This window comes from Nocardia salmonicida NBRC 13393, assembly GCF_001613085.1.
GTDB classification, from domain to species: Bacteria; Actinomycetota; Actinomycetes; order Mycobacteriales; family Mycobacteriaceae; genus Nocardia; species Nocardia salmonicida.
The window spans coordinates 1-23,768 of record NZ_BDBR01000011.1 but is presented as its reverse complement, the minus strand read 5'-3'; the positions used below and the strand labels follow the sequence as shown (position 1 = coordinate 23,768).

Sequence of the window (23,768 nt, the reverse complement as noted above, 5' to 3'; positions counted from 1 at the left end):
ATGTCGGGACGTCCGGCATCGAGAATTCGGGTCAGAGCAGCGCGCGCAGAGCGGCGACGCGCTCGTGGACGGCGCCAGTGGCGGTGGCCTCGAAAAGTCCCGCCGAGACGCTGTGCCCGCCCAGTCGAACATCGACGATGTTGGCAGCGGATAGCGCAAGTACGGTGTGCGCGTAGCGGTCTGGTGACAGCGGGCCCGTGCTCGGTTGCTCCGGATCGAGGACGAGGAAGTCGGCGAACTTGCCCGGCTCCAGGCTGCCGACACGGTCCTCGACACCGAGCGCTTCGGCGCTGCCGAGGGTGTGCATCCGCAGGATCTCCCGGCTGCTCAGCACCGTCGCGTCCCTGGCCGCCGCGCGCAGCAGGTACAGCCCGGTGCGCATGTTCTGGAACGGATCGGCGACGTCGGCACTGGCCTGGCCGTCCACGCCGAGCCCGATCCGCAGGCCCGCGGCGCGATATCCGAGGATGTCGGGAACGCCGGAGCCGAGCCTGCCGTTGGACAGCGGATTCCACGCCATGGCCGCGCCGCGCCTGCCCGCCTCGGCCACGATCTCGGGTGTGGTGTGGATGAAATGCGCGAAAACCGTGTCGGGACCGACACTTCCGGTCGCCAGCAGCAGCGGGAAGTCGGCGCGCTGACGGTCGGCGGCGGCTGGATCCTCGAGATAGTGCAGGTGCTTGCCGATGCCGTACTCGGTCAGCAGTTCGGCTTCGGCGCGCATCTCGGGTTCGTCGAGCGGCCAGGTGGTGTTGTAGGAACGGCCGAGGATACGCGGATCGTCGACCTCGGCGGTGATCTTCTGGAACTGTTCTATCCCTGCCCGGCGTTCGGCCGCGGTGTCCGTGCGAGAAGGACTGTGCGCGTAGACCGTTCGCTGTGGCAGATCCAGGGCGGCGCGCCACTGCCCGGCCGCACCGCCGCCGAAACTGTGCGTGTGGTTGCAGACCGTGGTGATGCCGTGGCGCAGGAGGTCGTGACCGCCGTGCACGGTGAAGGCGTACATGTCCGACTCGGTGAGCAGCGGGCCGTATCGCATGTGCAACTGCTCGATCCACCCGTAGGTGGAGCAGCCGTCGGCCAGGCCGCGGAACACCGACTGCCACAGGTGGCTGTGCGCCGAGACGAAGCCCGGCAGCACCAGCTTGCCCGCTAGATCCACCACGGTGGCGCCGGGCGGAATCTCGGGTGAACCGGGTCCGGTCGCGGTGACGACGCCGTTCTCGGCAGTAAGGAATCCCCGATAGGGTTCGGCCCCGTCGTGCACCGGCACGAACAGTCCGTCGACGAAAATCTCCACGGCGTACGCCTCCCAGCCACCAGGCTGATCAATCGATTTACCAACGAGGATCAGCGTGCCGGGACAGTGTTTCGTGGCCGTAAAGCGCGAATTGCGTTTTGTGCACCGGTCGCGGAGACCGGCGCCGGATCAGTCGGTGGAGTCGAGATCCGCGCGGGAGAGCGCGTCCTCCACGCGGCGCCGGGCACCGGCGAGATGCTGTTCGCAGCGCGTAGCGAGGGCTTCGCCGCGTTCCCACAGCACCAGCGAGTCGTCCAGGTCGAGGCCGCCCTGTTCCAGCATCTTCACCACGTTGATGAGCTCGTCGCGGGCGCGTTCGTAGCCGAAGGTCGCGATCTCGGCCAAGGTGTCGGCAGCGGTGTTCTCGGAACCGGCGTCGGCCACGGTCACTTCCTCTTCTCGTCGGTGGTTTCTGGCGTCAGTCGCTGGGTGCCGAGTGCCGCGGCAGTGACGGCTCCGTCGGCGACCCTGATGCGGAGCTGGCTACCTGCGGGGGAGTCGTCGATCGAACGCACGACATGGCGTTCGGGACCGGCGACGCGCTGCACGACAGCGTAACCGCGGGCCAGCGTGGCGGCCGGACCCACGGCGGTGAGCTTCTCGCGCAGGTGCAGGGTGGTCGTCGACTCGCCGCGCACGAGTTGTTCGACATTGCGTCGCGCGGCGGTGCGCAAGCGCTCCAGCTCGTCGTGGCGGTGGTTCAGCTCGCGCAGCGGATCGGCGAGGACGGGACGCGATCGCAACTGCGTGATGGTGTGCGCCTCGCGCTGGACCCACCCGCGCAACGCGGCCGCCGAGCGTGCGCGCATGTCCCGGACTCCGGCCAGTTCGGCGGCGGCGTCGGGGACGATGCGTTTGGCGGCGTCGGTGGGGGTGGCCGCGCGCAGGTCGGCGACCAGGTCGAGCAGCGGGTTGTCGGGTTCGTGGCCGATGGCGCTGACGATCGGGGTGCGGGCGGCGGCGACCGCTCGGCACAGTGCTTCGTCGGAGAAGGCCAGCAGGTCTTCGACGCTGCCGCCGCCGCGAGCCAGCACGATCACCTCGACGTCGGTGTCGCGATCGAGTTCGGCCAAGGCTTCGAGCATCTGCGGGACCGCGGTCGGACCCTGCACCGCGGTGTTGCGGATGACGAAACGGACTGCGGGCCAGCGATTCTGGGCCACGGACAAGACGTCACGCTCGGCCGCGCTCGCCCGTCCGGTGATCAGCCCGATCGTCGCGGGCAGGAACGGCAACGGTCGCTTGAGCCGGGCATCGAACAACCCCTCGGCTGTCAACAGGGCTTTCAATCGTTCGATCCGCGCCAGCAGCTCACCGATGCCGACCGCGCGAATCTCGGTGACCCGCAACGAGACCGTGCCTCGACCGGTGAAGAAGTGCAGCTTGCCGTAGACGACCACACGGCTGCCCTCGGTCAACGGCACCGGCAGCCTGCGCAACAGATCGGGATCGCAGGTCAGCGACAGCGACATGTCCACCGAGGCGTCGCGCAACACCAGAAACGCGGTGCGGGTGCCGGGGCGCAGATTGATCTGGGTGACCTGCCCCTCCACCCAGATGCTGCCGAGCCGCTCGATCCACTGGGCGACCTTCACCGCGACCGAACGCACCGGATACGGCTGCTCCGCCGAATTGGCCGGAGCGCCGGTTTGCGCGACGCCGTCCTGAGTCATAGGTCAGTTCTACGCGGAGCTACCGACACAACCAAAAAGCGGCCGCATCCGTTGTGTTGGATCGCGGCCGCCTCGACGGAAGGTCGGTTACTGCGCTTGGACGGTGGCGATGCGGTTGGTGAGCATCGTGACGAAGGGGGCGCGGGCGCGGGTCTGCTGTTCGAAGTCGAGCAGCTGGGCCAACTCCTCGACGGTCAGCATCCGCAGCCGGGCGCGCAGCTGGGCCAGCGTCATCGCGGGGTAGTCGTAGCGGATAGCGACCTCGGGGGCTACGATCTCCTCCTCGGTGGGCTTCTCGGCGGGCTCGATGACCTCTTCCTCGGTCTCGAGCAGCAGCAGCGGCGCGGGCACGACCTTGCCGTTGTTCTGCGGGGCGTCGGCCTCTTCGAACAGATCGAAGCGGCTGGTGTGGCCGTTGGCGGCGGGCGCGGGCTCGATGTCCTCGTCGAAGGTGGCCCACTCGGGCTGCTCGGCCGGAGCCGAACCCAGCCGCTCGAACACACCGTCACCCTTGAGCGCGAGGCTGGTGACGAACTGCTGCATATGCATCGTGGTCTGCAGCACGCGACTGAGCGCGGTGATCGGGAAATTGACCGCGGCGACGGGCAGTCGCCGGGTCTCTTCTAAGGCATACACGGCGGCGCCGGCGGCCACCCTGGCCAGGAACGGAGGTCGAAACATGACCCCAGCCTGCCGCAAACCGGGTGTGATGCAAAGGTCCAGCCCCCAGTTATGTGACTTTCGCCCCTTGATCCGACCTGATCCGGCCCGTCGCACGCCACGTAAGCTGTGGAACATGACCTCGGCAATCCCCTTGAACGTCGGTATCACGCGCTCCGCGGGCGCGAAGGCTGCCGGTGGCAAGCGCGTGCTGCTGGCCGAGCCGCGCGGCTACTGCGCAGGCGTCGACCGCGCCGTCGAGACCGTGGAGAAGGCTCTCGAGAAACACGGCGCCCCGATCTATGTGCGCAAGGAGATCGTGCACAACCGCCACGTCGTGGAAACGCTACGTGAGCAGGGCGTGATCTTCGTCGACGAGACCGACGAGGTGCCGGAGGGCGCGCTGGTCGTGTTCTCCGCGCACGGCGTCGCGCCGATCGTGCACGAGACCGCTGCGGAACGGAACCTGCGCACCATCGACGCCACCTGCCCACTGGTCACCAAGGTGCACCAGGAAGCCAAGCGCTTCGCCCGCGACGACTTCGACATCCTGCTGATCGGCCACGAAGGCCACGAGGAAGTCGAAGGCACCGCCGGTGAGGCGCCCGAGCACGTGCAGCTGGTGGACGGGCCCGACTCGGTGGACAAGGTGACCGTGCGCGACCCGTCGAAGGTGATCTGGCTGTCGCAGACCACGCTCTCGGTCGACGAGACCATGGAGACCGTCGAGCGGCTGCGCGAACGCTTCCCGACGCTGCAGGACCCGCCAAGCGACGACATCTGCTACGCCACCTCCAACCGTCAGACCGCGGTCAAGGCGATGGCGCCGGAATGCGATCTGGTGATCGTGGTCGGTTCGCGCAACTCGTCGAACTCGGTGCGACTGGTCGAGGTGGCGCTCGGCGCGGGTGCGACCGCGGCCTATCTGGTCGACTACGCGCGCGAGGTCGATCTGGCCTGGCTCGAGGGCGTGCAGACCATCGGCATCACCTCCGGTGCTTCGGTGCCGGAGATCCTGGTGACCGGGGTGCTCGACCTGCTGGCCGAGCACGGCTTCGGCGAGGTGCAGCCGGTGACCACAGCCAACGAGACCCTGGTCTTCTCCCTCCCCCGAGAACTCCGGGCTGCCCGCCTCCCCGCGACTTAAAGCCAGACTTGGGGGCGGGGAGGGTTGCGTTGGCGGCCAGACGGTGGTTGTGGGCTGGTTAGCCCGTACCCGGTGAGTTACCCATGTTCTTGCTGGATCTGTGAGCTCTTAAAAGAAGATCCCCGCCGTTTGTACGGCGGGGATCTCTTTGTTTTCAGACGTTGTCCGGGCGGCGGCGTTCTGTGCGGGCGGAGTCGGCTCGGTCGCGGTAGCGCACGTTCGGTTGGGGGTGGGGCGGTGCTTCGCCGCGGCGGCGCGGGACGCGGGACGGTTCGGGTTCGCGTGGCGGGGCGGCGGCGCGGGCTGCGCGGGGCTCACCACGAGCGGCGCGGGGCTCGCGAGGCTCGCGGGGCCTGGCGGCGGCGGGGGCGCGTTTGGGTTCGGTGGGTCTGGCGGGGCGGCGAGCCGGGCTCGCCATGTCGACCTCGGTGTCGGGCTCGTCCAGGACCGCGGTGCCGCGGCGCGGTCGCTTGCGGGCGGCAGTGGCCAGGTCGGGGGTCGGTTCGGGGCGGCGGCGCTTGACCGGCTTGCGTTCGGTCTTGCGCTCCGGGGTGGGGCGAGCGGTCTGGGGCGCGCGCTTGGCGATCGCGATCCTGGCGCCGCCGATCGCCAGTACCAGCACGGTCGCCAGCGCCATCGTGGGGAAGCGCTCCACCAGCGGGATGATCAGGTTCATCAGAACGTCTTTGATCGAGGTGGTGGCACGCCCACCCAGCATCTGGCAGGCCAGCGGCACCGCGACGAACAGCAGAAGCGGCGGCATCACCATGGTGGAGAACAGACCGCGAAAGCGCACCGCGCAGACGGCGAGCACGCAGCCGAGTACATACAGCGCCGAGAACGTGCCCGTCGGATACGTCTCTCCGCCGAGACCGTCGATCAGGAACCCGAGACCCGTCGCACCCGCGGCGAGCAGAATCGCGGCCCAGGCGGGGACGCCGGGTACCGAGGGCACGATCGAACGTTGCGGCGCGGGCACCCGGGGTCGCGCACGTTGGGAAGCAGCCACACTATGACACTAACTGCACATCGCCCCCGTAGGCGCCACGGCACGAGGATCTCAGATGCGATCCTCGGCGTCGGCGAACGCGACGACCCGTGGTCGGGTCTCGGTGAGCCGGATTGCCGGGAGCTCCTGATCGGCGATACCGAGATCGTGCATCCGACGCGCGGTGACCATCACCCGCGACTCCACCGAGCCTACTGTCGCGTTGAAAGCCGCTACGGCCTTACCGAGATTCACGCCCAGATTGTCCAGATGTTCGGCGACTTTACCCAGCCGGGTGTAGAGCTCCTTGCCCAGTTGCTGCACCGTTGCCATATCGCGCGAGAGCGCTTCCTGCCGCCAACTGAACGCCACCGTTCGTAGCAGCGCGATCAATGTAGTGGGGGTTGCCAGAATCACGTTCCGGCCGAACGCGTACTCCAGAAGGTCGGCATCGGTGGTGAGCGCGGCGTCGAGGAACGGGTCGCCGGGCACGAACAACACGACGAACTCCGGTGCCGGATCGAAGGCCGCCCAGTACGCCTTGTCGGCCAGCTGGTCGACGTGGGCGCGCAGGTGCTTGGCGTGGCGGGCCAGTAATTGCGTGCGTTGGCTGGGATCGTCGGTGGTCGCCGCGTCCAGATAGGCCGAGAACGGCACCTTCGCGTCGACGACGATGTGTCTGCCGCCGGCCAGCCGCACCACCATGTCGGGACGCACCACGCCGCGATCGTCGCCGCCGGGCCGACTCACCTGGGTGTCGAAATCGCAGTGCCGGGTCATCCCGGCCAGTTCGACGACCCGTTCCAGCTGGATCTCGCCCCACCGGCCGCGCACCTGCGGCGCACGCAGCGCCGCGACCAGCTGACCGGTTTGATCGGAGAGCCGATGCGAGGTGCGTTGCATGCCCGCGACCTGCTCGCGCAATCCCGAATACGCGTCGATCCGATGGTGTTCGACCTGTCGGATCTGCTGCTCCAAGGCTCCGACCGCGTCGCGCAGCGGATCGACCATCGCGCCGATCGCGGCCGAATGCCTGCGCGCCGCATCCTCATTGGCCGAGTGCAGCGACTGTTGCAGCAACCGTTGATTGTCCCCGGCCGCGGCGAGCCGGGCTTCCGCGGTGGCGGCGCGCTGCCCACCACGGGCGGAATGCCCCAACCAGCCGAGACCGAAGCCTGCGGCGAAGACGAAGACGAGCGCGACGAGCATCGAAGCGGTCATGTCGGCGATACTGCCCGAGGCCACCGACAAAGTCGCAATTCCCCGGCAAACCGGGGACGGTCGTGGCGAACTCGCCAGGCCGTCACGGCGGCGGGTGCGCCGCGCTGTGCGGCACGCCGGTGAATTACACGCGTGTGGTGCGTCGATTGAATTCTGTCGGGGGTGTGCCCTACGGTTCGCGACATGCGGATCCTGCACACCTCCGACTGGCACATCGGGCGCACCTTTCACGGTGTCGACCTGCTGGCCGATCAGGCACGGGTGCTGACTGCCGTCGCGGAGCTGGTCGCGGCCGAATCGGTCGACGTGGTGGTGGTGCCCGGCGATATCTACGACCGCTCCATCCCCAACGCCGACGCCATCGGGGTCTGCAATCGCGGATTCGAGGCGATCCGAGCGGCGGGCGCGACGATCGTCGCCACCTCGGGCAATCACGATTCCCCCGCCCGGCTCGGCGCGGGGGCGAGCTTCGCCGCGGCCGGCGGCCTGCATCTGTGCACGCGGGTCGCCGACGCGGACCGGCCGATCGTGCTCTCCGATGACGACGGTGACGTGGCGTTCTACGGCATCCCGTATCTGGAGCCGGAGATCACCCGCGCCGAACTGGGTGTGCCGCAGGCGCATTCGCACGCGGAGATCCTCGATGCCGCGATGGAGCGGATTCGCGCCGATATCGCCGCCAGGTCCGGCACTCGCACGGTGGTGCTGGCGCACGCCTTCGTGGTCGGCGGGGAAGCGACGGGATCGGAACGGTCCATCTCGGTGGGCGGTGTGGAGACGGTCTCGATGTCGGCCTTCGACGGCATCGACTATGTGGCGCTGGGGCACCTACATTCGCCGCAGACCCTGTCGGAATCGGTGCGCTACAGCGGATCTCCGCTGCCGTATTCGTTCGGTGAGAGTTCGCACCGCAAAGCGGTGTGGATCGTCGACCTCGACGCCGAGGGTCTCGCCGCGGTGCGTCGCCACGATCTGCCGCTGGTACGCGGGCTCAGCAGGCTCACCGGCACCCTCGAATCCCTGCTCACCGATACCGAATACGCCGCGGCCGAGGACCATTACGTGTCGGCCACGCTCACCGACACCACCCGCCCGGTGGACCCGATGCGTAAACTGCGCGGGCGGTTCCCGCACGCGGTGCACGTGGAATGGGAGCGCCCGGAAGGTAATCCGGAGTTGCACTACCGCGAGCGGGTGCACGGTCGTCGCGACGCGGAGGTCGCGGCGAGCTTCCTGACCGACGTGCGTGGCACACCGAGCAAGGGGGAGATGGCATGGGTGGAGCGCGCGCTGGCCGCCGCGGTCAGCGAAAACGACTCGGTCCGTGCCGAATCCGGCCCGTCGCCGGTTGCGTCGGAGCTGACTGCGTGAGCCCACGTGTCGCGTGCACAGTGGCGACTCTCGCCGGTGGTGGCATCGCGTGAGGCTGCACCGGCTCGAACTCACCGCGTTCGGCCCGTTCGCCGAGACCACTGTCGTCGATTTCGACGCGCTCGGCGCCGACGGGCTGTTCCTGCTGCACGGGCATACGGGCGCGGGCAAGACGACGATCCTCGACGCCATCGCCTTCGCCCTCTACGGCAAGGTGCCCGGTGCGCGCGGCGAGAGCAAACGCCTGCACTCCGATCACGCCGATCCGCAGACGCCACCGAGCGTCGTGCTGGAAGCCACGCTCGGCGGCCGCCTCCTTCGCCTCACCCGATCACCCGAATTCGAGCGTCCGAAGAAGACCGGCACCGGAACCCGGCTCCTGCAGCCCCAGGCCACCCTCACCTGGCTCGACGGCAGCGGTGAGAACCTCTCGCGCATCACCGATATCGGCGACGAGGTCCTTCGCCTGCTCGGTATGAGCGCCGACCAGTTCTTCCAAGTGGTGCTGCTCCCGCAGGGTGACTTCGCCAAATTTCTGCGCGCCGAGAACGAAGACCGCGAGAAACTGCTCGAAAAGCTCTTCGACACCCAACGTTTCGGGACGGCCGAACAGTGGCTGTCCGATCGCCGCCGCGCCGCCGCGGGCGACCTGGATTCCCGCAAACAGGGCATCGACCGCCTGATCACCAAGGTCGGTATGGCCGGGGGCTACGGCGGCGCGGAATCGGTCGGCGTACTCGACGCGGTGACCTGGTCCCAGGAGCTACTCGCCACCGCGCGCACCGCACTCGCCGAGGCGACCACGAATGCCGAACTGCGCCAGAAAGAATCGTCGCAGGCCCGCGCCGATGCCGAGGAACAACGTCGCGTCGCCGGGCTGCACGCCCGCATGGCAGCAGCCCGCACCGAACTGGCCACCTACACCGCGTCTTCCCCCCGCCGCACCGAGCTCGAACACGAGCTGGTCCAGGCCCGCCGCGCCGAGCCCGTCGTCCACGCCATCGACGAGGCTCGCTCCGCGGTCCGCACCCTGCGCCGTGCGGAGACCGCGACCCGTAGCGCCACTGGCGAACTGGCCGACCAACTGCGGGCACCCGCCGCCGCCGACATCGCGGGAGTAGACCGGCTGACCGTGGTGACGGATGAGCCGGTCGATGGACGCGCCGCCACACCGGAGGGTGGGCGGCCCGACCATGGCACGTCAGCGGACCTGCCGTCCGGCGGTCCACTCGGCGCGGGTCATCAGGGACGCGGGTCGGTCCATGGCGGGGATGCGGGCGCCGGTGTCGGTGATGTCCGGGGCGACCTCGATGCCGCCATCAGTCAGTGGAACGCGCTGCTCGGCGTGCTCGGTGAGGTTCGTGCTGATGTGGTGACCGCGCGTCAGCTCACCGCGGATCTCGCCGCGCACGAGGGGGAAGCCGGTCGGCTCACGCAGCGTTCGGGGGAGCTGGCGCAGCGGCGGCTCGAACTGCCGGCGGCGATCGGCTCGGTCCAAGAGCAATTGCGTGAGGCCACCGACGCGGCCGCCGCGTTGCCCGGGCTGCGCAACGAGTTGAGCAAGTGGCAGGACTCGGCAGCGGCCGCTGTCGACATCGCGCGTCGCCGACCAGCTTTGGACACAGCGCGGACCGAACACGATGCCGCCTGGCGCGCTCACCTCGAAGCCAAGGAACGGGTCCTCGATCTGCGGGCCCGCCGCCTCGCGGGCATGGCCGCCGAGCTCGCGGGCGCGCTCACCGACGGTGCGCCGTGCACGGTCTGCGGTTCTGCCGAGCACCCTGAACCGGCACGGCCCACCGACGACGCGGTATCCAAGGAGGCCGAGGACGCCGCGCACACCGCCGAACAGTCCGCCGAGGCCGCGCGGGATCGCATCGCCGATCGCATCAGCGGCATCGAACGCGAGATCGAGGCGCTGACCGCCCGCGGTGGCGACGCGGACCCCGTCACCCTCGCCGACGCGGTCCGCACGGCCACTCACCGCTTCGACGACACCGCCGAAGCCGCCGAGCGCGGCCCCGCCCTGACCAGCCGCCTCGAGGCCCTGCGCACCGAGGAAACCGCCCTCCACGACCGGTCTCGCGAGCTCGACGCCCGCCTCGGCACCATCACCGCCAACATCACCACCACCCGCAACCGCCTCGACGAACTCACCGCGCGGCTGCGCACCGCCGCGGGCGCCGACAACACTGTCGACGCCCGCACCGCCCGCCTCGAATCGCTCATCACCGCAGCCACCACGCTCCGTACTGCCCGCACCGAGGAATCCACCGCTCGCGACGCCGTCCGCACCATTGCCGCCCGCGTGGAAAACCTCGCCCGCGCAGCCGGTCTCGTGCCGGAAGGCTACGAGGACCGTGGGCCGTCGGAGGCACTCGATTCACCAGTCGCTACCACCAGCCGAACTGCGGGTGACGATGTCGACGCTGAGCTCGACACCGACGAGGAGGCGACCGGGAGCCCCGCGCGAGCGATCCGTGCCGAGCCAGACATGCCCAGCCTGTTCGACCTGTTCGACGAAGGTCCCCTCGATGAGGAACCCGCCGACGTAGCCTCGGCGGTCGAGCCGGCAGCGCCGCGCGACGACATCGCTCTCCTGACCGCCTACGCCCAGGTCGTCACCGCCGTCGCGCGGACCGCGCGGCAGCAGGCCGCGATCGAAACTGAACTCACCGCCGCGGACCGGGCCCGTGCGCATGCCGAGGCGGTGCTCGCGGAACCGCAGATCCAGGCCGTCGCCGAACAGACCCCGGGCGACTTGAACACCCTCGAGCAGCGCTTCACCGAAGCTCAGAGCGCGCTCACCGCGGCCGTGGCAAGCCAGTCGGCGGCCACCGAGCGGGTGGCCCAGCTCGAGCAGTTGGGGACGCAGCTGTGGGGAGAGGTCGAGCGGATCGCGCCCAAGCAGCGTGATTTCGACGAACTGGCTGCCCTGGCGGAAGTGGTGGCGGGTCGCGGCGAGAACAACCGGCGAATGTCGTTGCGCTCCTATGTCCTCGCGGCTCGGCTCGAAGAGGTCGCGGTGGCGGGGTCGCTGCGGCTACGCCGAATGTCGGGCGGCCGTTACGAATTCGTCCACTCGGACAAGGCCGGGCCTCGGGGTAGACGAGGTGGTCTCGGCCTCGACGTCCGCGACGACTACACCGGCGTCGTCCGCTCCGCGAAAACCCTGTCCGGCGGTGAAACCTTCATGGCCTCACTGGCTTTGGCGCTCGGCCTCGCCGACGTGGTCGCCGCCGAGTCCGGCGGCCTGGTCCTGGACACCCTGTTCATCGACGAAGGCTTCGGCAGTCTCGACGCCGATACCCTCGACGCCGTCATGGGCGTTCTCGACGAACTCCGCGCGAACGGCCGCGTGGTCGGCGTCGTCAGCCACGTGGACGAAATGCGTCAGCGCATCCCCACGCGCCTGCATGTCCTGCGCGGTCGCACGGGTTCGCACCTCGAGGCCACGGTCGCCTAATCATCCGGACGAGCCCGACGAAGCGATCAGCACGGCGCGGCCGGGGCTTGCGGACGCTCCACGGGCAGCTCCGCTTCCTGGCGAATAATCGGTGTGAATCCGGGAAGACGGCCGTCGACGAGCGGGATCATCAGCTGGACCAGCGGCCCGATCCCGAACGCGTAGACCAGCGTGCCGATCCCCACACTGCCGCCGAGGAACCAGCCGGTGGTCAGCACCGAGACTTCGATGCCGGTCCGAACAGACCAGACCGGCCACCCGGTCCGGCCGACCAGTCCAGTCATCAGTCCATCGCGCGGTCCCGGACCCATGCCCGCACCGATATAGAGCACCGTCGCCGCGGCGTTCACCACCACCGCGGCAACCATTGCCATCACCCGCAACCACAGCGCGTCCACGGCCGGAATCAACCACAACCCGACGTCGACCGCGACCGCGATCACCACCACATTGCTGATGGTCCCGAGCCCCGGCCGCTGCCGTAGTGGAATCCAGGCGAGCAGCACAGCGATCCCGGTCAGCGCGGTCACCACACCGAAACTCACCGGCACATGCGCGGCGACACCCTGATGGAACACATCCCACGGATCGAGCCCGAGTCCCGCCCGGATCATCACTGCCATCGATGTCCCGTACAACCACAAACCGACGTAGAGCGCGACCAGGCGACGAGTGAGCATAGGTAATAGAATCCGGCTAACTGGACCTAGAAAAAAGAGCCAATCGGAGATATCTGGCCTGATCGGCAGTCCGAATTGCCTCGGACCGCCGTGCGCTGGACCCGGCCTACCGGCCTAGCGGATGTTCATCCCTCGTGCGCGAGCAACCAGGCCTTGGCTTCCAGCCCCCACCGGAAGCCGCCGAGCGCGCCGCCGATCCGCAGCACGCGATGACACGGCACGAACAGCGCGGCGGAGTTGCGCGCGCAGGCATTGGCCGCTGCCCGCGTAGCCGCCGGACGCCCGGAGAGTCCGGCGAACTCGGTGTAGGTCACCGGCTCGCCCGCCGGCACCTTGCGCAGGACTTCCCAGGCGTGGACCAGGAACTCGCCCGACTGTTGACGCACGGGAATCGCGTCGATCGCCGTGAGATCGCCCGCGTGATAGTCGACGACGGCCTGGGTGACCGCGCCGAGTGAATCTCGCTGCCGCAGTTCGGCCGGGCGCAAGGTGGTGTGGATGAGGCCGGTCAGTGTGGCCGCGTCCCCGGTCCAGCCCGAGGCGAGTACGGCGCCGTCGGTGTCGACGACGGTGGTGAACGGGCCGATCGGCGTGGTGACCGTCGCGACATCGGCGCGACGAACAGCAGTGTCAGTCATGGTGTTTCGCTCTCCTGGAGAGAAGGTTCACGGACAAGCGCGCCACGATGTTCGAGCGCGGTCTTCCACAAGTGCATGGACAGATAGGAGCGCCACGGCGCCCAGTGGGTGGTGTCGTCGAGGTCGATTCCCGCTCGCTCCGCGCCCTGGCGAACCACCAGGTCGGTATCGAGCAGGATGTCGGGATCGGCCAGCGATCGCATGGTGACGTAGTCGGCGGTCCATGGCCCGACCCCGTCGAGCGCGAGCAGGTCGTGCCGCAGGTCAGCGGCAGTGCGACCGGAATGTAGGACCAGTTCGCCGTCGGCGATCGCTCGTGCCGCCGCAACGATGGCGTTAACCCTGCGCACGGGCCCGGTCAACACCTCGGCGCCGCGCTCGGCGACCGCTTCGGCCGTCGGAAACAGTCGAGGCACCGGCCCGTCGATCCGCTCGCCGAGCGCATCCACCAGCCGCGCGGTATGCGTCCCCGCCGCCCGCACCGAGATCTGTTGCCCGATCATGGTGCGCAACAACAACTCCGAGCCGTCGAGGCACCCCGGTACGCGGATTCCCGGTGAGAACCCGTGCCCCGTGTTGGCATCACCCGATTCATTGGAACCGATCCCGAGCGCACCGTCGATCCCCAGCGGATCCGCGTCCAGATCGAGCAGATGCCGCACCCGCGCCACAGTCGGCGCCAGATCGCGCATGTCCCGCAGCGCCAACTCGGCCCGCACATGCCCCGGCTGGAACGACAGCCGAATTGTCGCGTGGCCGTGCGGAGTACGCAGGCTGCGCGTGTACACGCCGTCCTCCCACAGCTCCATCCCCGGCACGGCGTGTGACGAGAGGAACCAGCCCAGCCAGCCGGTATCGAGCGGCTCGCGATACGGCAGTCGTAATGTCAGCAGACCCGGCGTGCCCGGTGCGACGACATCGGCGCGCGGCGATCGGCGCAACTCGGTCCGCATCGTCGTCGGACTCACCGCGAACACCTCGCGCACGGTGTCGTTGAACTGCCGAATACTGGCGAACCCGGCCGCGAACGCGATATCCGACATCGGCATCTCGGTGGTCTGGATGAGCAGCCGCGCGGTGTGCGCGCGATGTGCCCTGGCCAGCGCGAGCGGACCGGCACCGAGTTCGGTGGTGAGCACCCGCGTGAGCTGACGCTGCGAATAACCGAGGGTGGCGGCCAGCCCTGGCACCCCACCCCGCTCGATCATCCCGTCACCGATCAACCGCATGGCCCGCGCGGCCAAGTCGGCGCGCACATTCCACAGCGGTGAACCGGGCGCGGCATCGGGCAGGCACCGGCGGCAGGCGCGATAACCGGCCTGCTGCGCCGCCGCCGCGGTGGGCAGGAACGACACATTGGCCCGCTTGGGGGTGATCGCCGGGCACGAGGGCCTGCAGTAGATGCCGGTCGTGCGCACCGCGGTGAAGAACTGCCCGTCGAAGCGAGAGTCGCGGGTGGAGACCGCCCGATAGCAGCCCTCGAAGTCCAAAGCGGTGATGGTCACGAGTTCCACAATGGCACCCGTCCCGGCGAGGTGCTAGCGGAAATCGGCCACCGATCCCTCAGGGGCGTGAACCCGGATCAGCAGCAGCGATTGGTCGGATTCCGCTCGGCTTCGGCATAGCGTTCGCGCCAGTAGTCGCGCACCGACGGCACCGGAGCCGCCGGATGATTACGGCGCAGATGGTCGACGTAGCGCTCGTAATCCTGGCCGCCGTTGATCGCGCTATACCAGCGGGCGATGCCACGCAAGGCCGCCCAGACTCGTCGGAGAATCTCTCGAGGCCCACCGAGATCGCCGGCGACAACCGCAGGGGCACGGACGGCCGATCCACTGAATCGGCCGTCCGCGTCCCTGACCACACTCACGAGACGTGCGCCGATCCGGGCGCGCTCACCTTGCCTTCGGCGATCAACGCGTCCCACTCCTTCTGCACGTTCTTCTCCGTGGCCGTGGCGACGAAACCGCTGGGGGCGAAGATCTTCGACGGCTGCTCCTCGGACTCGGTACTGGTCACCGTGCCTGTGCGGATCGCCTTCGCGCACACCAGCACACCGATGACGGTGACGATCAGCACCAGCACCGCGAACACGATCGACAGCGTGCCCTGGATGAAGGTGTTGCGGATCGCGATGTCGACCTGCTCGGGCGTCTTCGCCGTCAGGCAGGCTTTGCCCGCGTCCTTGGCCGCCTCGCACAGGCTGTGCTGCTTCCAGTAACCGACCTTGGGATCGTCGGAGAAGATCTTCTGCCAGGACGCGGTCATCGTGACCACCAGATCCCACGCCAGCGGAACACCGGGAATCCACGCCCACTTCCACTGCCCGCGCTTGACGATGATCGTGAGCACCACGATCAGCGCGATCGCGGCGAGCAGCTGGTTGGCGATGCCGAACAGCGGATACAGCGCGTTGATGCCGCCGAACGGATCATTGACGCCCATCAGCAGCACCCCGCCCCAGCCCGCGACCACGATCAGCGAGCACAGCCAGGCGCCGATCCGCCACGACGGATCACGGAACTTCTTGAACCCGCCGCCGAAGTTGCCCAGCGCGTCCGAGACCAGGAAGCGCGCCACCCGAGTGCCCGCGTCGATGGTGGTGAGGATGAACAGCGCTTCGAACATGATCGCGAAGTGGTACCAGAAGGCCTTCATCGTCGAGCCGCCGAGGAACTGCGAGAAGACATCGGAGATGCCGATCGCCAGGGTCGGTGCGCCACCGGTGCGCGAGACGATCGACTTCTCGCCCACTTCGGCGGCGGCGTCGGTGAACAGTGCCGGCGTGGCGGGCGGACCGGACAGGCCGAGCGAATTCGTGAACTTGGCAGCGCCTTCGGCCGTGCCGCCGGTGAGTCCGGCCGAGGCGTTCATGCCGAAGTACAGGTGCTGGTCGATGATCGAGGCGGTGATGATCGCCATGATCGCGACGAACGACTCCATCAGCATGCCGCCGTAGCCGATCATCTTGGCGTTGGATTCCTTGGCCATCAGTTTCGGCGTCGTGCCGGAGGAGACCAGCGCGTGGAAACCCGAGAGCGCACCGCAGGCGATGGTGATGAACAGGAACGGGAACAGACTGCCCGCGAACGCGGGACCGGCGCCGGTGTGCGCGAATTCGGAGACGGCGGGCGCCTTCAGTACCGGCATCGTGATCAGGATGCCGACCGCGAGCAGCACGATCGTGCCGACCTTCATGAACGTCGACAGGTAGTCGCGCGGGGCGAGCAGCAGCCACACCGGCAGCACCGAGGCGATGAAGCCGTAGGCGATCAGGCACCATGCGATGGTGGTGCGCGACAGGGTGAACCAGTCCGCGCCCCACTCGGTTTCGGATACCCAGCCGCCGCCGATGATCGCGGCCAGCAGCAACACGATGCCGATCGCGGAGACCTCGCCGACCGCACCCGGCCGCAGGTACCGCAGATAGATGCCCATGAACAGGGCGATCGGGACGGTCATCGCGATGGAGAACACACCCCACGGGCTCTCGCCGAGCGCGTTCACCACCACCAGCGCCAGCACCGCCAGCAGGATCGTCATGATCACCAGGATCGCCACGATCGCCGCGACACCGCCGACGACGCCGAGCTCGTCACGCGCCATCTGGCCGAGGCTGCGGCCGCGTCGACGGGTCGAGGCCCACAGCACCAGGTAGTCCTGCACCGCGCCGGCGAACACCACGCCGACGACGATCCAGATGGTGCCGGGCAGATAACCCATCTGCGCGGCCAGCACCGGACCGACCAGCGGACCGGCGCCCGCGATGGCGGCGAAGTGGTGTCCGTAGAGCACCCGCCGGTCCATCGGCATGAAATCTTTGCCGTTGTCATAGATTTCGGCGGGCGTGGCCACGTCGTCGCGCGGCTTGGTGATCTTCCACTCGATGAACCGCGCGTAGAAGCGGTAGGCGATGATGTAGGTACAGACCGCCGCGATCACGATCCACACCGCGTTCACGGACTCGCCGCGCACGAACGCGATGATCGTCCACGCGACAGCGCCGAGTACGGCGATCCCTGCGAACACGGCCTTCTTGGCGGGCGTGATCGGCGTGCGATCGACGACACCGACCGGAGGCAAGTCCGGGTCGGTCCGCAGATGTTCGATGGTCGCCATTGACTCAACTCTCCTGTACAACGCGCAGAGCCTCGGGTGAAGCAATCGACAACGTAGCTGATCGCAGAACTGCGACGGAGAGGTTCGCACACGATCGTGCGCAGAATGAAATTTTGTTCAGCTGGTCATTCGCCCCGGTAGGTTCCGAAGCTCCAGAGGTTGCCTTCCGGGTCGGCGGCACTGAAGCCACGGGAGCCGTAGTCCTCGTCGCGCAGGTCGCGGATGATCCGCGCGCCCGCGGCCTTCGCCCGGTCGTAGAGCGCGTCGGGCCCGTCGGTGACCAGGTAGAGATTGGCGACGCCCGGTGGGCGCGTGCCGAAGGGGCTGTCGTCGCGGCCGGTGGACCCGAACATGACGCCGCCGCCGCCCGGCCAGCGCAGTTCGCCGTGTTCGACGACGGAGTCGTCGTTTTCCCTGGCGTAGACCGCGGTTGCTTCGAAACCGAAAGCGGTGGTGAGGAATTCGACCATGGCGCGGGCGTCGTCGAAGGCGAGGCAGGGCCAGATGGTGTTCGGTGAAGTTTCCATGTGCTCAGCCTCTCGCTGGTCCGGCCCCCGGGTCTTGGACGGATGGAATCTCCTCGGCGAGCCAGGCGGTGGGGGCCACGCCGGCCAGTTCGGCGAAGTCGCGGTTCAGGTGGGCTTGGTCGTAGTAGCCGCAGGTGTTCGCGACCTGGGCGATGGAGATGTAGGACGGGGTGCTCACCAGCATGCGCCTGGCGCGCTCGAACCGGATGATCCGCGCAGCCAGTTTCGGGCTCGCGCCGAATTCGGCGGTGAACTTGCGGGTCAGGTGTTGGCGAGTCCAGCCGATTCGATCGGCGAGCGGGTTGATCGCATAGGTACCGCCGGTCTCGACGAGAGCGCGCCAGGCCCAGGTCAATTCGGGACCGGCGAGAGTGTCGGTTCGGGCCGCCGCGGTCAGGGCTCGGTCGCACGCGGCGAATCGACTCGGCCAATCCCGTTGCGACTGCACGGCATCGGCGAGATGGTCACCGAGAGTGCTTTGCGCTTGGGAACATTCGATCGAGGTGTCCCACAGTTCGCTCGCGGGCATGCCGAACAGCACCCGGCAACCCAGCGGGGTCAGTTCGATCGCCACACCTTCTTGAAAACCGGTGTGCGCGATCATCGCTGGGCTCGCCTGCAAGCCGCTCAGTACGCAGCGATAGCTGCCGGGGGATTGGTGCGGATCGGTTTGCTCGATGACATCGATGGTGGGGCCGATGGCGACGATGAACGTCATGTGCCGTGATGGCAGGCCGCGGTGCAGGCCGGGCTCGAAACCCGCGAGCCGATAGCCCACGTACCGGTCGATGAACGCTGCCAACACCGGCGCGGGGGCCGCGGTCACCACCTCCGTGGTCGCCTCCATAGGGCAACGCTACGCCGGGGGTGTGGGATTACCCACGCGTCTCGGGCATCGCCGCGGGGTAACCGGATCGTGAAGGTGCTCTCCGCCATGCGGCGGAGGCGGTGAGATTTAGCACTCGTAGGCCGATGGCCTGTGGAAACGCGAGGTCAGCCGGTTAATGTTGCGCCTTCGCTCAATTCTGTAGGAGGTGTCATGCGGCGGGTTCAGTACGAGCGCAGCAGTGGTTCGGAGATGCTCGAGGTCGTCGCGGCCGAGATGCCGGTACCCGGTGTCGGTGAGCTGCTGGTCCGGGTCGAGGCCATCGGCGTCACGCTGTCGGCGATCCGGCGGATCAGTGCCGCGCCGGTCACGCAGATGCGTGCCGAAATCGCCGGTGAGGTCGTCGGGGTCGGTGACGGGGTCGACGGATACGGCGTCGGGTATCGCGTGGTCGGGCTCTGTACCTCCGACGCCTATGCCGAGTACGTCGTGCTCGCGGTCGACCAGGCTTCCGCCATCCCGGACGGCGCTTCCGCGGTCGATGCCGTCGCGTTGATGCGCAGCGGGCTCGTCGCGCTCGGCGCGCTCGACACCGCCACCCCGCGTGAGGGCGAAACCGCGCTGGTCACCGCCGCTGCCGGCGGTGTCGGCCACCTCGCGGTGCAGTTGGCGCGGGTGCGTGGAGCGAGCTGGGTGGTCGGCGCGGTGTCCGACGAGTCGAAGATCGATTTCGTGCGCGAACTCGGCGCCGACGAGGTCTTCACCTACGGCGAGCTGCACTGCGGCAAGCAGGCTGATTACGCCCTCGACGGCGTCGGCGGCACCGGTCTCGACGGCACCCTCGCCGGTCTCGCGGAAGGTGGCCGCGCGGTCACCTACGGCACCGGCGGCGGCCTCGTCGACACCGAGGATCTCCTCGCCGGTGGCAAGACCCTGACCGGTTTCCGGATCGGCCGTCTCGCCCAGCGCGACCCGGCCCGCTACGAGGACCTGCGCCAAGAGGTCTGGCAGTACTACGCCTCCGGTCTGCTGCACCCGGTCGTGCACGCCGAGTTCGCGCTCGACGATGCCGCCGCCGCGCACGCGGTCATCGAGCAGCGCGCCAACCTGGGCAAGGTCGTCCTCGTCCCCTGATCGCTGCTCGACCCGCCCCGGCCGACGGGGCGGGTTCCGGTGGTTCGGTCGCGGTCGCGGACCCGTAGACTCTGCTCCTTGTGAGCCTCACCCTCGGAATCGTCGGCCTGCCCAACGTCGGAAAGTCGACGCTGTTCAACGCGCTGACCAAGAACGATGTGCTGGCCGCGAACTACCCGTTCGCGACCATCGAGCCCAACGTCGGCGTGGTCCCGCTGCCCGATCCGCGCCTGAACAAGCTCGCCGAGATCTTCGGTTCCGAGAAGATCGTGCCCGCCGTGGTGTCGTTCGTCGACATCGCCGGCATCGTGAAGGGCGCTTCCGAAGGCGCGGGTCTCGGCAACAAGTTCCTCGCCAACATCCGTGAGGCGGACGCGATCTGCCAGGTCGTGCGCGTGTTCGCCGACGACGACGTGATCCACGTCGACGGCCGGGTCGATGCCGCCGCCGACATCGAGGTCATCGAAACCGAGCTCATCCTCGCGGACTTGCAGACCCTCGAGAAGGCGATCCCGCGCCTCGAGAAGGAAGCCAGGGTCAAGAAGGACCGCAAGCCCCTGCTCGACGCGGCCAAGACCGCCGAGGGTTTCCTCAACGAGGGCACCACCCTCTTCGCCGCAGGCAAGAAGATCGACGCCGACCTGCTGCGTGAGCTCTCCCTGCTCACCATCAAGCCGTTCCTCTACGTCTTCAACGCCGACGAATCCGTCCTCACCGATGAGGCCAAGCTCGCCGAGCTGCGCGCCACCGTCGCCCCCGCCGACGCCGTCTTCCTCGACGCCAAGGTGGAAGCCGAACTCCTCGAACTCGACGACGAATCCGCCCTGGAGCTGTTGGAGTCCATCGGCCAGACCGAGCCCGGCCTGCACGGCCTCGCCCGCGCCGGCTTCCACACCCTCGGCCTGCAGACCTACCTCACCGCAGGCCCCAAGGAATCCCGAGCCTGGACCATCCACCAGGGCGACACCGCCCCCAAGGCCGCCGGCGTCATCCACACCGACTTCGAACGCGGCTTCATCAAGGCCGAAATCGTCGCCTTCAACGACCTGGTCGACGCGGGTTCCATGGCAGCCGCCAAGGCCGCGGGCAAGGTCCGCATGGAAGGCAAGGACTATGTCATGGTCGACGGCGACGTCTGCGACTTCCGCTTCAACGTATAATTCGCTGCGCCTGAGGGCAATTGACGGAGCCCCGGGCGCGTGAATTGCCTTCAGAGGCGACACTGGCCGGTCTCCGAGATAATAGCGATCTGCGCGCCATTTCTGATGCTTTCGGTCGATCAGCTGACAAGTAGGTAGTTCAGCGCCAGTATCGCCCGTTGCGCCGCCGCGAGATCGGGAAGTGTTCTTGACTGATGCCGCGCGAAGTGATGGGCGAGTAGCTCTCGATCCGTGTGGCTCCATGCTGCTGAGAGTTCAGCGAGCCGAACGGGACCGAGAAGGCTTGCGATCTCCTCGCAGAGAAGATGCAGTGATGCGAGGTCGACGTCTAGTTCAGCTCTGATCAGCAGGTCGGTGCGTGCTTCGTAGAGCGAAGCCGTGATGTCGGCGTCGCCGTGGTACCAGGTACAAATTGTTGCGATGTCATCGGCGTCCTTGTATTCGCCGATGGCGGATCGATCGCACCAAGCCTTCAACTTCAGCGCGGTGTAGCCCGCTGGCGTCGGAATCCGCACCTGATAGCCGCTCGGAAGTCGCAATTCGAGCGAATGCATGAATACCTCGCGGAAGCCGAAAACGTCAATGCCCTCCTTCCTGCCCGGTAAGGGGGTCGTCCCAGTAGGATCTTCGATGTCGCCGAACGGCACCACATCGACCACCATTCCTGCGATCGAAAATCGGATGTCAGTGGTTCCCGACCGGGGGTGTATCGCGACGATCCGTCGGTATTCGGCGTCCCCGTCGACGGCGATCGCGACATCGACGTCGTATGTGCGGCGAAGTTGATCGATGCGGCCGAATCCGGTGTGTAGCAAGTCGCGACACTGCGCACCGATGATCATGATCGACGCGCCGTTCGTCTCGACGCCTGAAACCAGCGCAACCACCACACTGTCTACCAGATCAACTGACCTTTGATCGATGCGGGCGATGTCAAACAAGATGGTCCTTCCTCAAGCTTCTCGCCACCTCGGATTGCCGCGGCTCCTTCGAGGCCAGGAGATCTGCGTAAACCAACAGTGGAGGGGCCGAAGACCTGACGAAGATGCCCCGTCCATCGGATGGTGTAGCCCATTCGGGTGCTTCCCAGAATTTATGGCGAACCTCGATGTTCGGATCTTCGGACTTCTGCCAGCGATTGCGAACGGCCTCCGCGAGGTCGAATTTCTCAGCATAGATTGTGAGTGTCTGTGGCTGCCTGATCATTTCGACAGACGACTCGCCGCTCACGAAGCATCCGGCAGGTGCAGACCAGTGGTCGATATTTCCGCGGAAGGAGAGACTCCGGATCTTCGGCAGTAGTGCGCCTCTGAAAGCGGCGGCCCATAGATCGATCAGTTCGTCGCGGCGGTGGAGCGATCTGCCGATCAGATAGTCGGATTCTTTCATGACCTCGAGCGTCGACTGCGTGATCCCTACCGATGTCCCAGCAGCCTCAGCGATCCGGCGAACTGGCATCTCCGCCGAGTTCGGCCAGTTGAGGAGCACGAAGAGGACCTGCATTCGTCTGCCGCTGAACAGGTTGGCGTCTGCGGCGCGATGGCTCGATACCTTGGTCGGGCCGGAGCGTCCACGGACGTCTATGAGGACTGGCCCGAAGTCCAGGTGCGCATTTCCCGCGTAGTCGATGTAATTGATGTCTGTGGCAACCAGGGCCTCAGCAGTTCGACTTGTGACCCGTGGTCCGGTCACCAGCAGCCGATGCGTGTGATCTTGCTGGTCGATTCGTGCTAGCTCTGACAGGGTTACGTGCGGCAACCAGGCCAACCGATAGGTCGTATGGAAACCTTGTCGGCGCACATCGACAATCGCGGTGTGTTCCGACGTCCAGCGCTGCACGGAGATTTCGATCGAGTACTCCGCGAGCATCTGAGCCAGGGAGCGTTCGATGTCATCGTGTCGCGTTCGGTCGGTCATGTTGTTCATTTTAACTGAACAACCATAAATATTGAACATTATCTGCTCGGCTGGTCGGCACAGTCTTCAACGACGACGAATCCGCCCTCGAACTCCTCGTGCCCATTGGCCAGACCGAGCCCGGCCTGCACGGCCTCGCCCGCGCCGGCTTCCACACCCTCGGCCTGCAGACCTACCTCACCGCAGGCCCCAAGGAATCCCGAGCCTGGACCATCCACCAGGGCGACACCGCCCCCAAGGCCGCCGGCGTCATCCACACCGACTTCGAACGCGGCTTCATCAAGGCCGAAATCGTCGCCTTCAACGACCTGGTCGACGCGGGTTCCATGGCAGCCGCCAAGGCCGCGGGCAAGGTCCGCATGGAAGGCAAGGACTATGTCATGGTCGACGGCGACGTAGTCGAGTTCCGAAGCGGAGTAGCCTCACCGTCGAAGAACAAGTAGTTGCTCCATTTTGTCCGTGTTCTAGCAGGTCACCGTGCTTGATTCGAGACGACGAGGTCGAGTGGATCAGAAGGCTCGCGAGCCAGCCGGACAATGTCCGGAAGGCGCCTGACCGACTCCAACATGACGCTCTTGCGGGCTCGTCGAGTTGTCTGGTTGGGGTGTATCCAACCAGACACCTACGTGGAGTGGCGGTGGAAGCCCATGCGGTCGGAAGTCATTGTGAAGACCGTCGCGCCGCATGCGCATGCGCGAGATTGCGACGAAGCGAATTAGTGGTGGGGTGGTCGAGGCCGAGGACCCGTTCACTGTCGGTGAGGGCGCACTCATAGAGCGGGATCGCCTCGACCACCAGACCCACCGACCTGTAGACGTTGGCGAGGTAGATGAGGTTGGTCAGGGTGTTGGGGTGGTCGTCGCCGAGGACCCGTCGGTGGTCGGTGAGTAGCTGCTCGAATTGTTCGGCCGCTTGGTCGACCCGCCCCGTCTGCTGGTAGG

The 23,768-nt window shown here is 67.3% G+C and carries 21 protein-coding genes and 1 pseudogene; 6 read left to right on the top strand and 16 right to left on the bottom strand.

Features of this window, described 5'->3' with window-relative positions; genetic code table 11:
* Positions 1 to 31 precede the first annotated feature (31 nt).
* The 4 genes from NS1_RS13190 to NS1_RS13175 all read right to left on the bottom strand — a co-directional run bounded on the left by NS1_RS13190 (position 32) and on the right by NS1_RS13175 (position 3,654).
* The gene (locus NS1_RS13190) at positions 32 to 1,300 is read right to left on the bottom strand and encodes an amidohydrolase family protein (RefSeq protein WP_062984579.1); all 1,269 of its coding nucleotides are present in this window, start codon (positions 1,298 to 1,300) and stop codon (positions 32 to 34) included.
* 129 nt (positions 1,301 to 1,429) lie between these two features.
* Positions 1,430 to 1,690, bottom strand: a complete 261-nt coding sequence (locus NS1_RS13185) for an exodeoxyribonuclease VII small subunit (RefSeq protein WP_373864333.1) — start codon at positions 1,688 to 1,690, stop codon at positions 1,430 to 1,432.
* A complete protein-coding gene (gene xseA, locus NS1_RS13180; RefSeq protein ID WP_062984577.1) occupies positions 1,687 to 2,973 on the bottom strand; it encodes an exodeoxyribonuclease VII large subunit in 1,287 nt (428 codons plus the stop codon). The genes NS1_RS13185 and xseA overlap by 4 nt, the downstream gene beginning before the upstream one ends.
* Before the next feature lie 87 nt (positions 2,974 to 3,060).
* Complete coding sequence (locus NS1_RS13175) at positions 3,061 to 3,654, bottom strand: lipid droplet-associated protein (RefSeq protein WP_062984576.1); 594 nt, start codon at positions 3,652 to 3,654, stop codon at positions 3,061 to 3,063.
* Between the two features lie 115 nt (positions 3,655 to 3,769).
* Here NS1_RS13175 and NS1_RS13170 point away from each other — a divergent pair, with 115 nt between their 5' ends.
* The gene (locus NS1_RS13170) at positions 3,770 to 4,780 is read left to right on the top strand and encodes a 4-hydroxy-3-methylbut-2-enyl diphosphate reductase (RefSeq protein ID WP_062984574.1); all 1,011 of its coding nucleotides are present in this window, start codon (positions 3,770 to 3,772) and stop codon (positions 4,778 to 4,780) included.
* A 154-nt stretch (positions 4,781 to 4,934) separates the two neighbouring features.
* Here NS1_RS13170 and NS1_RS13165 read toward each other — a convergent pair whose 3' ends face one another.
* Complete coding sequence (locus NS1_RS13165) at positions 4,935 to 5,789, bottom strand: DUF6542 domain-containing protein (RefSeq protein WP_218019923.1); 855 nt, start codon at positions 5,787 to 5,789, stop codon at positions 4,935 to 4,937.
* A gap of 51 nt (positions 5,790 to 5,840) precedes the next feature.
* The gene (locus NS1_RS13160) at positions 5,841 to 6,989 is read right to left on the bottom strand and encodes a DNA recombination protein RmuC (RefSeq protein ID WP_056816028.1); all 1,149 of its coding nucleotides are present in this window, start codon (positions 6,987 to 6,989) and stop codon (positions 5,841 to 5,843) included.
* 183 nt (positions 6,990 to 7,172) lie between these two features.
* Between NS1_RS13160 and NS1_RS13155 the strand changes: the two genes are divergently transcribed.
* Positions 7,173 to 8,360, top strand: a complete 1,188-nt coding sequence (locus NS1_RS13155; protein WP_062984570.1) for an exonuclease SbcCD subunit D — start codon at positions 7,173 to 7,175, stop codon at positions 8,358 to 8,360.
* Between the two features lie 49 nt (positions 8,361 to 8,409).
* A complete protein-coding gene (locus NS1_RS13150; protein ID WP_062984568.1) occupies positions 8,410 to 11,826 on the top strand; it encodes an AAA family ATPase in 3,417 nt (1,138 codons plus the stop codon).
* A gap of 26 nt (positions 11,827 to 11,852) precedes the next feature.
* Here the strand turns inward: NS1_RS13150 and yczE are convergent, their stop codons facing one another.
* The 7 genes from yczE to NS1_RS13115 form a co-directional block, all read right to left on the bottom strand.
* The gene (gene yczE / locus NS1_RS13145; RefSeq protein ID WP_255284516.1) at positions 11,853 to 12,506 is read right to left on the bottom strand and encodes a membrane protein YczE; all 654 of its coding nucleotides are present in this window, start codon (positions 12,504 to 12,506) and stop codon (positions 11,853 to 11,855) included.
* Between the two features lie 125 nt (positions 12,507 to 12,631).
* Positions 12,632 to 13,144, bottom strand: a complete 513-nt coding sequence (locus tag NS1_RS13140; protein ID WP_062984566.1) for a methylated-DNA--[protein]-cysteine S-methyltransferase — start codon at positions 13,142 to 13,144, stop codon at positions 12,632 to 12,634.
* A complete protein-coding gene (locus NS1_RS13135) occupies positions 13,141 to 14,658 on the bottom strand; it encodes an Ada metal-binding domain-containing protein (protein ID WP_062984564.1) in 1,518 nt (505 codons plus the stop codon). Before NS1_RS13135 ends, NS1_RS13140 begins: the two co-directional genes overlap by 4 nt.
* A 68-nt stretch (positions 14,659 to 14,726) precedes the next feature.
* Complete coding sequence (locus tag NS1_RS39995) at positions 14,727 to 14,897, bottom strand: YbdD/YjiX family protein (RefSeq protein WP_157125196.1); 171 nt, start codon at positions 14,895 to 14,897, stop codon at positions 14,727 to 14,729.
* A gap of 113 nt (positions 14,898 to 15,010) precedes the next feature.
* Positions 15,011 to 17,263, bottom strand: a complete 2,253-nt coding sequence (locus NS1_RS13125) for a carbon starvation CstA family protein (protein ID WP_062984562.1) — start codon at positions 17,261 to 17,263, stop codon at positions 15,011 to 15,013.
* Positions 17,264 to 17,388: 125 nt separating this feature from the next.
* Entirely contained in the window at positions 17,389 to 17,790 is a 402-nt protein-coding gene (locus NS1_RS13120; RefSeq protein WP_062984560.1) for a VOC family protein, read from the bottom strand.
* 4 nt (positions 17,791 to 17,794) lie between these two features.
* The gene (locus NS1_RS13115) at positions 17,795 to 18,637 is read right to left on the bottom strand and encodes an AraC family transcriptional regulator (RefSeq protein WP_062984558.1); all 843 of its coding nucleotides are present in this window, start codon (positions 18,635 to 18,637) and stop codon (positions 17,795 to 17,797) included.
* Between the two features lie 192 nt (positions 18,638 to 18,829).
* On the opposite strand from NS1_RS13115, the gene NS1_RS13110 reads away from it, so the two are divergent.
* Together NS1_RS13110 and ychF are read left to right on the top strand one after the other, a co-directional pair.
* A complete protein-coding gene (locus NS1_RS13110; protein WP_062984556.1) occupies positions 18,830 to 19,750 on the top strand; it encodes a quinone oxidoreductase family protein in 921 nt (306 codons plus the stop codon).
* Between the two features lie 80 nt (positions 19,751 to 19,830).
* The gene (ychF, locus tag NS1_RS13105; RefSeq protein ID WP_062984554.1) at positions 19,831 to 20,910 is read left to right on the top strand and encodes a redox-regulated ATPase YchF; all 1,080 of its coding nucleotides are present in this window, start codon (positions 19,831 to 19,833) and stop codon (positions 20,908 to 20,910) included.
* A 119-nt stretch (positions 20,911 to 21,029) separates the two neighbouring features.
* Here ychF and NS1_RS13100 read toward each other — a convergent pair whose 3' ends face one another.
* Complete coding sequence (locus NS1_RS13100) at positions 21,030 to 21,851, bottom strand: hypothetical protein (protein ID WP_157125195.1); 822 nt, start codon at positions 21,849 to 21,851, stop codon at positions 21,030 to 21,032.
* Positions 21,844 to 22,827 carry a type IV toxin-antitoxin system AbiEi family antitoxin gene (locus tag NS1_RS13095; protein WP_169812771.1) on the bottom strand — a complete coding sequence of 328 codons (984 nt, stop codon included), beginning with the start codon at positions 22,825 to 22,827 and terminating at the stop codon, positions 21,844 to 21,846. The genes NS1_RS13100 and NS1_RS13095 overlap by 8 nt, the downstream gene beginning before the upstream one ends.
* 71 nt (positions 22,828 to 22,898) lie before the next feature.
* Here NS1_RS13095 and NS1_RS13090 point away from each other — a divergent pair.
* Positions 22,899 to 23,270 (top strand): annotated as a pseudogene (locus tag NS1_RS13090) (DUF933 domain-containing protein); the annotation flags it as partial.
* A gap of 217 nt (positions 23,271 to 23,487) precedes the next feature.
* Here NS1_RS13090 and NS1_RS13085 read toward each other — a convergent pair.
* Positions 23,488 to 23,768 (bottom strand): tetratricopeptide repeat protein (locus tag NS1_RS13085; RefSeq protein WP_157125194.1); only part of this gene is annotated, 281 nt, incomplete at its 5' end.